The sequence below is a fragment of the Hydrocarboniphaga sp. genome (assembly GCF_028291725.1).
In the GTDB taxonomy this organism is placed as follows: Bacteria; Pseudomonadota; Gammaproteobacteria; order Nevskiales; family Nevskiaceae; genus Hydrocarboniphaga.
The window spans coordinates 1-14,402 of sequence record NZ_JAQGNT010000012.1; the positions used below are offsets into that span (position 1 = coordinate 1).

At 66.1% G+C, this 14,402-nt stretch carries 14 protein-coding genes; 5 read left to right on the forward strand and 9 right to left on the reverse strand.

Features of this window, described 5'->3' with window-relative positions:
- Window positions 1-23: 23 nt before the first annotated feature.
- Both kdpA and kdpF read right to left on the reverse strand, forming a co-directional pair.
- Window positions 24-1,730 carry a potassium-transporting ATPase subunit KdpA gene (kdpA, locus tag JWQ90_RS03750; protein WP_366919430.1) on the reverse strand — a complete coding sequence of 569 codons (1,707 nt, stop codon included), beginning with the start codon at window positions 1,728-1,730 and terminating at the stop codon, window positions 24-26.
- A gap of 10 nt (window positions 1,731-1,740) precedes the next feature.
- On the reverse strand, window positions 1,741-1,830 hold the full coding sequence (kdpF, locus tag JWQ90_RS03755) for a K(+)-transporting ATPase subunit F (RefSeq protein ID WP_299689608.1): 90 nt from the start codon (window positions 1,828-1,830) through the stop codon (window positions 1,741-1,743).
- Between the two features lie 188 nt (window positions 1,831-2,018).
- Between kdpF and JWQ90_RS03760 the strand changes: the two genes are divergently transcribed.
- From JWQ90_RS03760 to JWQ90_RS03775, 4 genes are all read left to right on the forward strand, one after another.
- Window positions 2,019-2,318: an EF-hand domain-containing protein gene (locus JWQ90_RS03760; protein WP_299689611.1), complete on the forward strand. Its 300-nt coding sequence runs from the start codon at window positions 2,019-2,021 to the stop codon at window positions 2,316-2,318.
- A 183-nt stretch (window positions 2,319-2,501) separates the two neighbouring features.
- Window positions 2,502-3,503 carry a hypothetical protein gene (locus JWQ90_RS03765; protein ID WP_299689614.1) on the forward strand — a complete coding sequence of 334 codons (1,002 nt, stop codon included), beginning with the start codon at window positions 2,502-2,504 and terminating at the stop codon, window positions 3,501-3,503.
- A 102-nt stretch (window positions 3,504-3,605) separates the two neighbouring features.
- Window positions 3,606-4,154 carry an acyl-CoA thioesterase gene (locus JWQ90_RS03770; RefSeq protein ID WP_299689617.1) on the forward strand — a complete coding sequence of 183 codons (549 nt, stop codon included), beginning with the start codon at window positions 3,606-3,608 and terminating at the stop codon, window positions 4,152-4,154.
- Between the two features lie 20 nt (window positions 4,155-4,174).
- Window positions 4,175-4,486, forward strand: a complete 312-nt coding sequence (locus tag JWQ90_RS03775) for a hypothetical protein (protein ID WP_299689620.1) — start codon at window positions 4,175-4,177, stop codon at window positions 4,484-4,486.
- Window position 4,487: 1 nt separating this feature from the next.
- Here the strand turns inward: JWQ90_RS03775 and JWQ90_RS03780 are convergent, their stop codons facing one another.
- The 3 genes from JWQ90_RS03780 to pip form a co-directional block, all read right to left on the reverse strand.
- Window positions 4,488-4,877: a hypothetical protein gene (locus tag JWQ90_RS03780; protein WP_299689623.1), complete on the reverse strand. Its 390-nt coding sequence runs from the start codon at window positions 4,875-4,877 to the stop codon at window positions 4,488-4,490.
- Window positions 4,878-4,929: 52 nt separating this feature from the next.
- A complete protein-coding gene (locus tag JWQ90_RS03785) occupies window positions 4,930-6,339 on the reverse strand; it encodes an FAD/NAD(P)-binding protein (protein WP_299689626.1) in 1,410 nt (469 codons plus the stop codon).
- Between the two features lie 234 nt (window positions 6,340-6,573).
- Window positions 6,574-7,524 (reverse strand): prolyl aminopeptidase, encoded by a 951-nt coding sequence (gene pip, locus JWQ90_RS03790; RefSeq protein WP_299689629.1) that lies wholly within the window; start codon window positions 7,522-7,524, stop codon window positions 6,574-6,576.
- A 220-nt stretch (window positions 7,525-7,744) separates the two neighbouring features.
- On the opposite strand from pip, the gene JWQ90_RS03795 reads away from it, so the two are divergent.
- Complete coding sequence (locus JWQ90_RS03795; protein WP_299689632.1) at window positions 7,745-9,601, forward strand: lytic transglycosylase domain-containing protein; 1,857 nt, start codon at window positions 7,745-7,747, stop codon at window positions 9,599-9,601.
- A gap of 112 nt (window positions 9,602-9,713) precedes the next feature.
- On the opposite strand, the gene JWQ90_RS03800 is transcribed toward JWQ90_RS03795, so the two are convergent.
- The 4 genes from JWQ90_RS03800 to mprF are packed head-to-tail and all read right to left on the reverse strand — an operon-like array spanning window position 9,714 to window position 14,394.
- Window positions 9,714-9,854, reverse strand: coding sequence for a DUF3096 domain-containing protein (locus JWQ90_RS03800; RefSeq protein ID WP_299689635.1), 141 nt, complete (start codon window positions 9,852-9,854; stop codon window positions 9,714-9,716).
- Window positions 9,855-9,897: 43 nt separating this feature from the next.
- Window positions 9,898-10,377, reverse strand: a complete 480-nt coding sequence (locus tag JWQ90_RS03805; protein WP_366919431.1) for a DUF456 domain-containing protein — start codon at window positions 10,375-10,377, stop codon at window positions 9,898-9,900.
- Between the two features lie 37 nt (window positions 10,378-10,414).
- Window positions 10,415-11,809: an AcvB/VirJ family lysyl-phosphatidylglycerol hydrolase gene (locus JWQ90_RS03810; RefSeq protein ID WP_299689641.1), complete on the reverse strand. Its 1,395-nt coding sequence runs from the start codon at window positions 11,807-11,809 to the stop codon at window positions 10,415-10,417.
- 20 nt (window positions 11,810-11,829) lie between these two features.
- Window positions 11,830-14,394, reverse strand: a complete 2,565-nt coding sequence (gene mprF, locus JWQ90_RS03815; protein ID WP_299689643.1) for a bifunctional lysylphosphatidylglycerol flippase/synthetase MprF — start codon at window positions 14,392-14,394, stop codon at window positions 11,830-11,832.
- Window positions 14,395-14,402 lie beyond the last annotated feature (8 nt).

The following is a 14,402-nucleotide window of genomic DNA, read 5'->3' on the forward strand; positions in this document are numbered from 1 at the left end:
ATCGTGAACTCCTGATTCATTTTTTATTTGGCGAACAATTGCAGATGTTCGATGACCGGGCCGAGCGCCAGCGCCGGGACGTAATTAAGTACGCCAACCAACACCACCACAGCAACCAGCAGGCCGATGAACATCGGTCCATGGGTCGGCATGGTGCCGGCGTTGGACTCGAGGCGCTGCTTGCGGGCCAGCGAGCCGGCCACGGCCAGGATCGGCACGATCATCGCAAAGCGCCCGAACCACATCGCCACCGCCAGCATGCTGTTGTAAAACGGCGTGTTGGCGGACAGGCCGGCGAAGGCGCTGCCATTGTTGTTGGCCGCCGAGGAAAAGGCGTACAGGATCTCCGAAAAACCATGCGCGCCGGGGTTGGCCATGCCGGCCTTGCCCACGTCGAGCATCACGGCGATTGCCGTACCCGCCAGCACCAGGGTGGGGGTGACCAGGATGGCGATCGCGGTCATCTTCATTTCATAGGCCTGGATCTTCTTGCCCAGGTATTCGGGCGTGCGGCCGATCATCAGGCCGGCAATGAATACCGCCATGATGGCGAAAATCAGCATGGTGTACAGGCCGGTGCCGACCCCGCCGAACACGACTTCCCCAAGCTGGATCAGCACCATCGGCACCATGCCGCCGAGCGGCAAAAAGGAGTCGTGCATGGCATTGACGGCGCCGCAGGATGCGGCCGTGGTGACGGCGGCGAACAGTGCCGGGGCGCTGATGCCGAAGCGGGTTTCCTTGCCTTCCATGTTGCCGCCGGCCTGGGTCAGGCTGGCCGCCTGGTCCACGCCCAAGGCCTGGAAGCCCGGGTGAGCCTGCTGTTCGGCGACCAGCACAACGGCCGTCATGACGACGAAGATCAGCGTCATCGCCGCCAGCAGCGCCCAGCCCTGGCGCCTGTCGCCAACCATGCGGCCGAAGGCGAAGCACAAGCCGGCCGGGATCAGGAAGATCGACACCATCTGGAAGAAATTCGACAGCGCCGTCGGGTTTTCATACGGGTGCGCCGAGTTGGCATTAAAGAAGCCGCCGCCGTTGGTGCCGAGCATCTTGATCGCTTCCTGCGAGGCGACCGGGCCGGTCGCGATGTTCTGCTGCACGCCTTCGAGCGTCGTCGCGGTGACGGAGGCATCGAAGTTTTGCGGCACGCCCTGCCACACCAGCACCAGCGCGAACACCATAGCGATCGGCAACAGCACCCACAGCACCGAGCGCGTCATGTCGACATAGAAATTGCCGAGGACCTTGCTTTCGCGACGCGCGAAGCCGCGGATCAGCGTCAACACCACCGCGATGGCGGTTGCCGGCGACAGGAAGTTCTGCACCGTCAGCCCGCACATCTGCGAGAACACCGACATCGTCGACTCGCCGCTGTAGGACTGCCAGTTGGTGTTGGTGACGAAACTGATCGCGGTGTTGAACGCCAGATGCCAGGACAGGCCCGGCAGGCTGGCCGGATTCATCGGCAGATGGTCCTGGAACAGCAGGATCGCCAGCAGCAGCAGAAAGCCGCCGAAGTTCACCAGCAGCAGCGCGCTCAAGTACTGCTTCCAGTTCTGCTCGCGGGTCTCATCGACGCCGCAGACGCCGTAGATCGCGCGCTCGACGATGTTGAACCGTGTGTGTGCCGGTGCCAGCGTCGCCTGAAGATAACGGCCGACCAACGGCGAAATCAGGATCAGTGCCGCCGCGTAGGCGGCGAGCTGGATCATGTCGGATACGGGCATGGTCATGGCCTTAGAGCCTTTCCGCGTTCAGTAGCGCAAAGACCAGATAGACGAGCAGGCCGACGGCGATTGCGCCGCCGCACCAGGTTTCGATAGTCATGTAACGGGCCTCTGCCACTGCTGGATCAGGAGGCGCGCAGTATCGGCAGAGGAGCCGCTAAGCCTCCATTCGAATTTGGGGCGGGCGCCATAAAGGACGTGTAAAAGGATGCGTAAAGACCGGCATGCCTGGGCACCGAATGCAGGCGCAGAGGTCTTACACTCAGCCTTTCCAAGTCCCCGGCCCCCATGTCGAATCTGCCTTCCCGCCTGCTCGCGTTTGCGCTGCTGGTTTCGCTCGCTGCCTGCCAGTCGGACGCCGCCCGCCAGCGCGAGCGCTCGCCGATCACGTTCAAGGCCTTCGATGATGCCGATACCGATCACGACGGCAAGCTCAACCGCGAAGAGGTTCTCGCCGTGCCGGAGTTCGTGCCGCTGGCGAAGTACTTCGACCGGATCGACAGCGACCACAGCGGGTTCCTGTCCTGGAACGAAGTCCGCGCCGCGCGCTTCCCGGTTTTCCGCGAACCGAGGCTGCCGGAGCACTGAGTCGGCGTAGTTTCGTAGGTCGGCAATCCCTTGCCGACGTGAGGCGGCGATTCCAGATCGGGCTTCGCACGTCGGCAAGGGATTGCCGACCTACGGCCGTCCGCCGCAACGATTGTGATTTTTGCTTGATAAAAGTCAAGCAAGTCGATAAGTTGCTGCCAACTTGATTGCGCAGGAATCTGCTTGATCACACTTCTGCTTTGGGTCGCCACGCTGGCGGGCGGGCTGCTGATCGCCGCCGGTATCGTCGGCTCGCATCCGCGCCCCTCGGATGGCCAGTGGCGCCCGCTGTCGCCGAGCCTGCGTGCCGGCCTGAGCATCGTCGGCCTGATGGTGATCCTCGGTGGCTGGGCCTTGAACCAGGGCTGGTTCAAGGCGCCCAAAGCCGGCGTCGCGTCGGGCCCGCTCTATTCCGAGGCGCGTGCCGATCGCCCGATCGACAGCTTGTGGAACGAGGCCGAAGTCGCCGAGCGCGAAGCCCGCCAGCATCCCAGGCGGCTGCCGGCGCCATCTGAGTCCGCGACATCGACCCCGGCGGCTGCGCCGACACCGATACCGACGCCCGCGAGCACACCGGCAGCGGTGCCGACGCACGAGCCGACTCGGCTGCCTGAACCGGTGCCCGCACCTCCATCTGCACCGATGTCGGCGGCAGTGGCCACGACTCCCGGTCCGGCCGCGCCGGCACCGGCCCAGGCTGCCGCCAAGGCGCCGGCCTGCGACTGCGATCCGCCGGATCTGACCAAGCCGCTAGTTTCGAAGTCTGTGACCAGGACGCAACCGGGCCGTCACGCAACGCAGGCGATCCGCTCCGATGTGGTCAGCGTCTGTGCGCTCCAGCGGCAATACGGTATCGGTGATTCTTATCGCGGCGGCAACGGCACATCGTCGCTGCGCGTGCAGGACCGGCTCGGGCCGCAGCAGCGACGCGAGCAGTTGCGCATCACGGTCGACGGCGCTGCCTCCGCCGCGCTGAACCTCGGGCCGTCGGCGAGCAGCGGCTCGGTCAGCCTGCGCGTTCCTCGAGGCGGCGCACGCTACCGGCTGAGCGGCTTCACCGAATACCACGATGGCCACCGCGTTGCGCTGTCGGGCGAGGGCTTTGTCGACGGCAGCGCTCCGCGCTATGAACTGCGGCTGGCCGACGAGCTCAGCGGCAGCGCGTTTCTGGAACCGGCGCCCTGAGGTTTATCGCCGCGTCTACAATGCCGAGGGTCTGTTAACAATTAATCGGTCGCAGCGATCGATTAATTGTTAACTGACCCTAAAGCCAACAGGGACGCCAGCATGCCCGACCCCAGCGCCGCACCGGATTCGCAGCCGCCGCTGTCGCTTGCGCGCCGCGTCGCCGATTCGGCGGTGCGCGAGCAGGTCTACATGATTTTCCCCAACGATCTGAACAACAACGACACCGTGTTCGGCGGGCTGATCATGTCGCAGATGGATCGCCTGTGCGCGGTGGTCGCCGACCGCCATGCCGGTGCAATCTGTTCCACGGTCGGCGTCGATGCCGTGCATTTCCTGAAGCCGGCCCGCCGCGGCGACGTGCTGATTTTCAGCGCCTGCGTGAATCGCGCCTGGAACACCTCGATGGAGATCGGCTGCCGGGTCGAGGCCGAGACCATCGCCGGCCTCGATCGCCGGCATATCCTGTCGGCGTACCTGACGTTCGTCGCGCAGAATAGCGAAGGCCGGCCGCATCCGGTGCCGGCGCTGGTCGTGGAAAGCGATCAGGAGAAGCGCCGCTACGGTGAAGCGCAGTTGCGCCGCGAATCGCGCCTGGCACATTCCGAAGCCTTGAAGCGTCTGCGCGCACCGACGACGAGCGAGCCCTAACCATAACGGGGAGCAGCACCATGACGAGCAAAATCCGCAGGCATCGTTTCCGGCAGACCTTCGTGATCGCGCTGCTGTCGCTGACGATGCTCGGCTGCGCCGGGCAAAAGCAGATCGAAGCCTCGTCACCTGACGTGGTGATCGCCGGCGTCAATGTCGGCGACGAAGTCGACATCAACAGCAAGGCGGGCAAGCACTATCGCTTCGTCGTCACCAAGATCACCAACAAGGCGCTCTACGGTGAAGGCGTGCGCGTGACCTATGCGGAGATGAGTACCGTCGAAACCAAGAACAAGGATGGGGTGTTCAAACGGATCGGCAATCTGTTCTGAGTTAGCCGCCGAAGGAATCGCGTACGGCGTCATCAATGTCGTCGTCGAGACCGTGCAGCAGGATGGCCAGCGCGACGGCGCTTGCAGCGACAATGCCGCCGACCAGCCCGGCAGTGCGCCAGCCGCTGAACTGCCGCGCCTCGATCTGCTCGATCTGGTCGTAGCGCACGGCCCAGGGCCTATCGGCGCTGTCGCGGCCGGTGAACGAGGCTTCGTCGACGGATGTGACTTTCAGATCGTAGTGATGCTGGGTCCTGGTCAGCACGTTGACCTGTTCGCCGACTTTCAGATGATCCTTCACCGCCGCTGCGGCGGGCTGCTCCATCACCTGCATCGACGTGCAGCCGAGCAGCGACAGCGCCGCAAGCGCGGCGACCGGTGTTTGAAACATCGAGCTTCCCTTTATCCGAAGTCGCGAGCCGGTTGCCCGCGATACAGCCCCGTCAGGACAGTACCAGTGCCTCGGGCTGCTGCGCCAGCGAGCGGTGCAGGACCTCGGCGAGTTGCGCGACATGGCGGCGCAGCTCCGGCACTGCGGTGGCTTCCCAGTGCTGGGCACGCAGGAACGGGCCGACGTAGTACATCGTCGGCGAAGAGTAGCCCTGGCGATCGACCAGCCGGTATTCGCCGTCGACGATCAGGCCGAGGCCCAGATCGTCGGGCTTGATCAGCCCGGCTTCGCGCAAATGCGCGATCAGTGGCTCGGCGCAGCTTCGCGTATCGCTCTCGGGGCCGGTGCAGTTGATCACATAGCCGGCCGAGACGCGCTGCGTTTCGGGCTTGCTGCGCGGGCGGAAGATCACGTCGACGCCGTCGGCATGCTCGGCGTAGCCGACGACGCGGCCGGCGTGCACGCGCAGGCTGTTTTCGGCGCGCTCGGCATCGAGGAGACGGCCGAGCGCAGGCGCGCAGCGATGGCGGTGGGTGTCCCAGAACGTGCGCAGGTGGCGCATGAAGCGGCGCCGTTCGCGCATCGACAGTACCTGCCACAGTAACGGTGTGGCGCCGCGCAGGCCGCCGATGATGTCGCGCCAGTCCACGTCCTCGGTCTGCGCGAGTTCGAGTTCATGACGCAGGCCGCGCAGATAGTCGCGCACGTTCGGTGTCGACGGCAGGCGCTTCGGCAGGCCGGTGGTGTAGACCGGCCGGATCTCGAGTTCGCGATGCGGCTGCGGTAGCAGTCCGCGACGCGACAGAGCGTGGATCGGCGCGCGGTGGCCGCGTGCGCGCAGGCTCAGCAAGGTGTCGAGCATGGTCAGGCCGGTGCCGATCAGGAACACCGGCTCGTCGGGCTTGACCACCCACAGTGCGTCGGCGCGCCAGGGGTCGCGCACATAGCGCGGGCTGCTGTAGAAATTCTCGGACTCGGTGCCGACCTGCGGATCACCCGGCGCGAAGTTGCCCAGCGCAAGGACCACGCGATCGGCCTCGAGGACGCGCTTGTTGCTCAGGTGGATGCGCGCGCCGGCCGCCAGCGGCTGGATCCGCTCGACGTCGCCAACCATCGGCCGGTAGATGCTGCCCGCAGGCGCGACGCGGACCGCTTCACGCACGATCCATTCGAGATAGTCGCCGAACACACGGCGCGATACGAAGCTGTTGGCGGATACCTCGGCGTCCTGGCTCTGCGCATAGCGCAGGAAGCTTTCGTCGTCGTCGGTATAGGCGCTCATGCGCCCGGCCGGCACGTTGAGCACATGCTCGTCGGTGCGCGTGCCGTAGGCCAGGCCACGGGCCATCAGGCCCGATCGGTTGAGCAGCACGACTTCGATCGGCTCGGCAGCCTTGCGCAGCAATTGAGCGGCGGTGACTGCGCCGCAAAAGCCTGCTCCGATGATGACGACGGTTCTCATGAGAGGTTCGTGTCCCTGATGCTGACGGAGTCTTGCGGGCTTCACGCCCCCGTGCCCAACTCGTCGCAAGACGTATGCCTTGGAGGCTAAAGGCAGGGTCAGGCGGCGCACAAATAGCCAGTGCTTCTATTAAACCGTCGGGACCAACCGTGTAAGCAAATTCCTACAAACGCGGGCCCGATTACTCAGCGCGTGGCTGAGGGCGAACCCCTGGGCGCCGGTCTTGCGCGAGCTTTACGCCAGATCGGCGAAGCGGTCCGTGGCCGCCACCAGGCGCGACAGGATGCCGGGCTCGCTGGCCGCATGGCCGGCGTCGCCGACGATCTGCAGATCCGCTTCGGGCCAGGCGCGGTGCAGGTCCCAGGCCGACTTGATCGGGCAGACGACGTCGTATCGACCCTGCACGATCACGCCGGGGATGTGGCGGATGCGGTAGGTGTCTTCGAGCAGTTGATCGGGGCTGCGGAAGAAGCCGCCGTTGACGAAATAGTGGCATTCGATCCGCGCGAAGGCCTCGGCGAACTTGTCCTCGCCGAAGCGCTGGACCATGTCGCGGCTGGGCAGCAGCTTGCTGGTTGCGCCTTCCCAGATGCTCCAGGCGCGCGCGGCCTCGCGGCGCTCGTCGGCGTTGCTGCTGGTCAGGCGCCGGTGATAGGCGGCAACCAGGTCGTGGCGCTGGTCCTTCGGGATCGGGCGCAGGAAGTGCTCCCAGGCGTCCGGATAAATCCAGCTGGCGCCTTCCTGGTAGAACCAGCGGATCTCCTCACTGCGCAGCAGGAAGATGCCGCGCAGCACCAGCGCGCGGGTGTGGTCGGGGTGGGTCTGGGCGTAGGCCAGCGCCAGCGTCGATCCCCAGGAGCCGCCAAACACCAGCCAGCGGTCGATGCTAAGGGTCTTGCGGATCAGCTCCATGTCGGCGACCAGATCCCAGGTCGTGTTCTCGCGCAGATCGGCGTGCGGCGTGGAGCGGCCGCAGCCGCGCTGGTCGAACAGCACGATGCGATAAGCCTGCGGATTGAAGAACTGCCGATGCCAGGGCTCGGTGCCGCCGCCGGGGCCACCGTGGACGAACACCACCGGCTTGCCACGCGGATTGCCGCATTCCTCGACATAGATCTCGTGCAGTCCCGAGACCGGGAGGCGATGCGTCTTGTAGGGCTCGATGGCGGGATAAGGCTGGGCCATGATGGCGTCGGTGTCCTGTGTTCGTGAGGTCGTCGTGTCCGGCAAGCGGCCGGGCCGCGCGCAGATCGCTAGGGTAGCGCACCGATGCGCAAAGCTCGTACCGCTTGCCCGCGCACCCCGGTAAAGCACAGTAAAGCTCCGTGTCGCGATCAGGTTTGAGTGCGGGGGGAGCCTGGGCTAGCATCGGCTCACAGGGGTTCATGAGTGGGCGGAGTCGGTAGTGGCATCGAAGTTTTGGCGGTCTCTGGCAGGCGCAGCTGCGCTGCTGGCAACGGACCCGGTCTGGGCCCAGCAAGTCATCACCGGTGCCGATACACCGGCAAGCGTGGTGCCGACGGCCGAAGCCGCGGTGCCGGCTGAGGCGGTACTGCCACCGGTGATCGTGCCCGAACCCGCGCTGCCCACGGTTGCGCAACCCGCGCCGCTCGCCGCCGATCCGGCGGCTGCGATCGAGGCCGCGACGTCCCCGGCCGCGCTGATACGGCGCCTGCCGCCTTCGCCGCCGGTCGACGAGCGCCAGTTCCCGCGCTATGACGTGCTGGCGCCGAACGTCGCGTTCTGGACGCGGGTGTTCGGTGAATGGTCCGAGAACCAGAGCGTGGTGCATTCCAGCGAGTACCCGAACAAGGTGTTCGAGGTGCTCGACTTCCGCAACGAGGCGCTGGAGATGAATCCGGTGCAGCTGTCGCGCTACAAGGCGATGCAGGAGAACGATGCCAAGGCGCGCGTCGACAAGCTGCTCAAGCAGGTGTACGAGCTGCGCAACTCGCCGGACCAGTTGAACGAGGATCAGCGCCGCATCTGGCGGATGTTCGCCGACGTGCGCGGTGACAACAAGTTCAAGGACGCGATCGGCACATTCCGCTGCCAGCGCGGCCTCAAGGAGCGCACGGCGCTGGCGCTGCAGACCTCCGGCAGCTATCTGCCCGAAATGGAAAGCATCTTCGGCAGTTATCGCCTGCCGACGCAGCTGACGCGGCTGCCGCTGGTGGAATCGAGTTTCAACGTCGACGCGTATTCCAAGGTCGGCGCGGCGGGCCTGTGGCAGTTCATTCCGTCGAGCGCAAAGATCTACATGCGTCTGAACGAGCTGGTAGACGACCGACGCGATCCCTGGACCAGCACCGACGCCGCGGCGCGCCATCTGCGTGACGACTACGCCGCGCTCGGTGCCTGGCCGCTGGCGCTGACCGCCTACAACCACGGCCGCGGCGGCGTCGCCAAGGGCCTGCGCGAAACCGGCGGCAGCAGCCTGCCGGACCTGATCCGTGCTTACGATTCGAAGAGCTTTGGGTTCGCGTCGCGCAACTTCTACGCGGAGTTCCTGGCCGCCAGCGACGTCGAGCGCAACTGGAAGCAGCACTTCGGCGAGATCGTGCGCCGCGAGCCGCTGCGCTTCGACACCGTCGAAACCAAGAACTACGTGCCCTACGAGACGCTGCGGCGCTTGTGCGATGCCGACGACGAAGTGTTCCGCCGGCTCAATCCGGCGTATCGGCCGGAAGTCATCGAGGGCAAGCTTTACGTGCCGCCGGGGCATCTGATCCGCGTGCCGGCCGGCCGTGCGAATGCGTTCAACGTCGCGTATTCCAAGCTCGGCGCCTCGGAGCGCTTCGATTCCCAGCGCAGCTTCTTTCTGCTGCACAAGGTCGGCAAGGGCGACAGCCTGGGCAAGATTGCGAAGCAATACGGAGTCAGCCAGGCTTCCGTCAAGAGCGCCAACAGCCTCAAGGACGCAAATCCCAAGCTCAAGCTCGGCCAGGTGCTGAAGATCCCGCCGCACGAAGAGAACCGCCCCGGCCCGGTGCTCGTCGCGGTCGGCGAATCCAAGCCGACCCTGACTCGCGAGCAGTCCGACGAGGTGGTGGCAGAGCGGGTGCGCGACGAGCAGCCGACGCCGAAGAAACCGGCCAAGAAGTCAGCGCCGTCACGTCTGCACAAGGTGCGTTCGGGGCAGACGCTGGGCGAGATCGCCAAGCGCTACAAGGTCAGCGTCGCCGACATCCGCGCGGCCAACGGCATCAACGAGAGCAACCAGATCCGGGTCGGCCAGCAGCTGAAAATTCCGGCCGGGTAGGTCGGCAATGCCTTGCCGACGTGAGGCCTCGATTGCGCATCGACCGGCCACGTCGGCAAGGGATTGCCGACCTACGGATCATGCCGCTATGCCGTTCACCGACTACAGCCCACTAGTGGAAGTGCATGATGCCGATCACGCCGATCGCGATCAGGTACAGCGCGACCACGTAGTTCAGCAATCTCGGCATGACCAGGATCAGTACGCCCGCGATCAGGGACAGCACCGGAACGGTTTCGATATGCAGTGTCATCTCTGATGTCCTCGTCGCGTGATGATGGCCGGCAGCGAGTGTGTCAAACCAACCAGACGAACGCGAACACGCCGATCATCGCCAGGCCCAGCGCCAGTTTGGCGACGGTGCCAAGCAGCAGTCCGATCCAGGTTGCGAAGCCCGAAGCGGCGGCCTGATCCAGGCCGCGCCGCGCGCCGATCTCGCCGATCACGGCGCCGATGAAGGGCCCGAGTATCAATCCCGGCAGGCCAAAGAAAATGCCGACGACGCTGCCCAGTGTCGCGCCGAGCACCGCCTTGGGGCTGGCACCGACGCGTTTTGCGCCGAAGCTCCCGGCAACGAAATCCAGAGCCAGGCCGATCAGCAGCAGCACCGTCAGAATGCCGATGGTGAATTTGCCGACATGCTCGAAGCCGTCGCACCAGGCCGCGAGCAGCAGCCCGCCGAACACCATCGGCAGGCCCGGCAGGATCGGCAGGATCGCACCGGCCAGCCCGCCGAGTACCAGCATCGCGGCGATGATGTTGAACAGCGTTTGCATCATCGGATCTATCGGCGTCATCGGCTTGGGCTGGAGATCAGTGCTTGCCGGCAGTGGCTGGCGCGGCGGGCAGCCCGTCGATCAGGGTCTGCGCGATCAGATCGTAATTGCCGTCGAAGTGATGGCTGCCCGGCAGCAGCTTGATTTCGAAGCGCCTGGCGTCGAGCTTGGGGCAGATCGCGTCTTCGTCTTCCTGGCCGCAGACGATCTGGAAGTCGCGGCGGCCAGCCAGCCTGTTGATCTCGGGCAGTGTGTCGAGACCGCTCGTCTGCCCGGCCCAGGCGCCGACGTGGAACTCGAACGCGGCATGCTCGGACAGCGCCACCGCGCTGGTCAGCACGACGTGGGAGCGCGTCGCGTCGGCGAGCCGGTTGAACGTGAACGGCAACACGTCGGCGCCCTGCGAGTAGCCGATCAGCATGACGTTCGGCCGCTTCCACGCGCCGGTGTAGTGCGCGACCAGGCGGTCCAGATCCTTGGCCACGTCCTCGGGTTGGCGCTCGGTCCAGAAATAGCGCAGCGAGTCCATGCCGACCACCGGAATGCCGGCGGCGGCGAGGGTGTCGGCGACTTCTTCGTCCAGCCCGGCCCAGCCGCCGTCGCCCGATATCAGTACCGCGAACAGGTCGCGATGCTGATCGGTGTTGGCCGTCGCCGGGATCTCGACCAGGGGCAGATCGGGCAGCGCTTCCGGCTTGCGGTGCGCCGGCGCGATGTCGGCCGCCAGCGTGCCGTAAGCGACCAGCGCGGCGCCGGCGGCGCTGGGCGCGCCGGACTGGCGCCGCACCGGCCAGCGCATTTCGGCGTTCGGAATCTGGTCGATGAAGGCGCGCGCGCCACAGGCTTCGCTGGTGGGCGTGATCACCGCGTAGAACGGCGATTGCAGACGCGACGTCGTCAGCAGCTCGTTGCCTGGCGGCGTGCTGTGCTGACGCAGTGCGGTGCCGGCGCACAGCGGCGGATGCAGCACGCTGCGTGGGCAGAAGCCGACGCCGACGCCGCCGGAAAAGCTTTTAGCCGGCGCCTGTGCGAGCACGCCGAACACCAGCGCGGCCGCGTCGTCGAAGCCCAGTAGCAGTGCCGGCAGATAGTCGTCCTGATGTGTGTAGGCCTGGATGAAGCGGCTCAGGTTGTCGAGATCGCCGTCGAGAAATTCGCAGTCGTCGCCGTCCTCGCTGAGTTTTTTCAGCAGCGCCGGCGTGTCGATGCCGGCGACCAGGGTCTGGTTGTCGCGCAGCGCACGCGCGTAGGCCTCGGCGCGGCGATCCCAGCCCCTGTTGCCGGAGAACAGCAATGCGGTACTGCGCGCCGGGCCTTCCGGTTTGTACAGGTGCAGATGTTCGAAGCGGCCGTGATCGATCACTTCGTCGCGTGCCGGATCCGGCGGCGGCGATGCCCATGCCGTTGCCAGCAGCAAGCTGGCTATCAGCAAGGCGGCGCCGCCCGCCCGCATCACTTGCGTACCATCTCGCGCATGCCGCCGGCGATCAGCGAGGCGGTGTCGAGCATGATGCGCGGCAAAGCCAGCCCACCCGGCGACGCCAGATAACGCGGCCGCCACACCGGCTGATATTTTTCCTTGTAGCGGCGCAGGCCGTCGAAGTTGTAGAACGATTCGCCGTAGCGATGCACCAGCAGCCCGAGCCGGTGCCATAACGGTGCCAGCGGATGATGTTCCAGGCCCGCCAGCGGGGCCATGCCGAGATTGAACCACTGAAACTTCCGCTCCTTGCCCCACAGCAATAGTTCGACGAACAGGTAATCCATGACGCCCTTGGGCGCGTCGGCTCCGTAACGCATCAGGTCGACCGACAGCTCGCCGCCGTCGCCGGAACGCCATAGATTGGCGAACGCGACGATGGTCTCGCCGCGCATCGCCACCGCACAGGGAAAATAGGCCATGTAGGCGCGATCGAAGCGGCCGACCGAGAAGCTTTTTTCGGCGGCCGACTTGTCCGCCAGCCAGGCCAGCGACACCCGGTCGAGCTCGTCCATCCGCGCCTGTACCTGTTCGGGCTCCAGCACCTCGAAGTGCAGGCCTTCACGTGCGCCCTTGCGCTGCGCGGTGCGCAATTCCGCGCGCGGCTTGCCTTCGAGATTGAAGCCGGTCAGCTGCACGCGTGCTTCTTCGCCGAGCTTGGACAAGGACAAGCCCAGATCCAGGTACAGCGGCAGCTTGTCGGCGGTGACCTGGTAGAACACGCACCAGCCGCTGTGCCGGTCGCAAAGCTCGCGGAAGCGCCAGGCGAGTTCGGCGTGGCGCTCGGGATTGCCTGCCGGATTGCCGAGTGCGATCCACGAGCGGCCGGAACGGCGATACATGATGAAAGCGTCGCGCTGATCGCTGAACAGGATCTGCTTGTCGCCGAGCAGCACCAGGTTGGGTACGCTGTCGGAGCCGACTTTCAGGCAGGCGCGTGCGGCCTCCAGTTGCCCGGCGTCCGGCATTTCCGGTTCCGGCCGCGCCGAGCCGAGCAGCGACCACAGTCCGTAAATCAGGCCTACCACGACCGCGACCAGGCTGGCGCGCAGCATGCGCGGCGCGTTCTCGTCGAGTGCGAAGCGCCACCAGATTTCCTGGTCGTACTGCACGTCGCGGAACACCACGAAGCCGATCCAGATCGCCGCGCCAATCACCAGCCCGACATTGAGCAGCCACAAGGGCGACAGCCGCGCTTCGGTCAGCGGCGCGTGCCGATAGAAGCGATCGCGCGATACCGCGAGCACGATCAGCACCACGAGCAGGATCAGTGCCTCTTCGAAGTCGCCACCTTTGAGCAGCGACGCGGCGATGCCGCCGACCAGCAGGATCAAGGTCAGCCACCAGGCCGCCGCCAGCCGTCGATACAGGCCGCGCGCGATGATCAGCAGGCCGACGCCGAACGCGCTGCCGGCCAGATGCGAGGCTTCCAGTACGCCCAGCGGCAGCGCCTGCGCCAGCCATTCGACGCGCGTGCCGATCGCCGGCAGCGAGCCGGAGATCAGCAGCACCGCGCCGGCTGCGAATACCGCGACCGCAACCGCCTGCGGCACCATTGATTCGAATGAGCGCCGCACGGATTTGGCGGCCCGCTGGATCGGCGCGCGCAATGCGGTGACTTCGCGCGAGGCCAGCAACAGCAGCGCCAGCGTGAACGGCGCGATGTAGTAGACGACGCGGAACAGCAGGATCGAGCCGAGCAGCGGCCCCGGCTCCGGCGTCGGCAACAGCAGCAGCAGCGCCGATTCGAATACGCCGAGGCCGCCAGGCACATTGCTGATCGCGCCCAGCGCAATCGCGATGACATAGATGCCAAGGAACGCCGGGTAGTGCGCGCCGACCTCGTGCGGCAGCAGCACGTACATCGCCGCAGCCGAACACGCGATGTCGAAAGCGCTGACCACGAACTGGGCGGCGACCTGCGGGGGGTTCGGCGTCGCGATCCGCCAATTGCGCAGCTGCAGCGGTTTGCGCCGGAACGAGGCCAGCACCGCATAGCCGACCAGGAGCGCCAGCACCAGCGCGCCGATCCCGCGCGTCCATGCCGGCGAGACGTGCAGCAGCCGTGCGGCGGCATGCGGCTCCAGCAGCAGGGAGCCGCTCAGCAGAGTGCCGGCGCCGAGCAGGAAGGTTAGCGAGAACAGGCCCTGTACCAGCGCGATGTCGGTGGCGCTGAGGCCTTCGGCCGAATAGGCGCGCAGCCGCACCGAGCCGCCGGACAGCGAGGACAGGCCGAGCGAATGGGCCAGCGCGCAGGCGATGAACGAGATCGACGCCACCCGCCGGTAGCGCAGCGGCCGGCCGATGATGTCCAGCGCCAGTGCGTCGTACAGGGTCAGCGCGAAGTAGCTGGCGGCGGTCCAGCCGACCGCCGCCAGCCCCTGGCTCAGCGACAGGCTCTTCAGCGGCAGCAGCAGATCGGCCGGATCCAGCTTGCGCAGACTGTCGTCCAGCACGAACAGTGCGATGGCGAACACGCCAAGCGTCATCAGCGCGGCCGCTATGGCGCGCGCCTTTCCAGGTTCCAGTCTTTGCATGGCGCGCA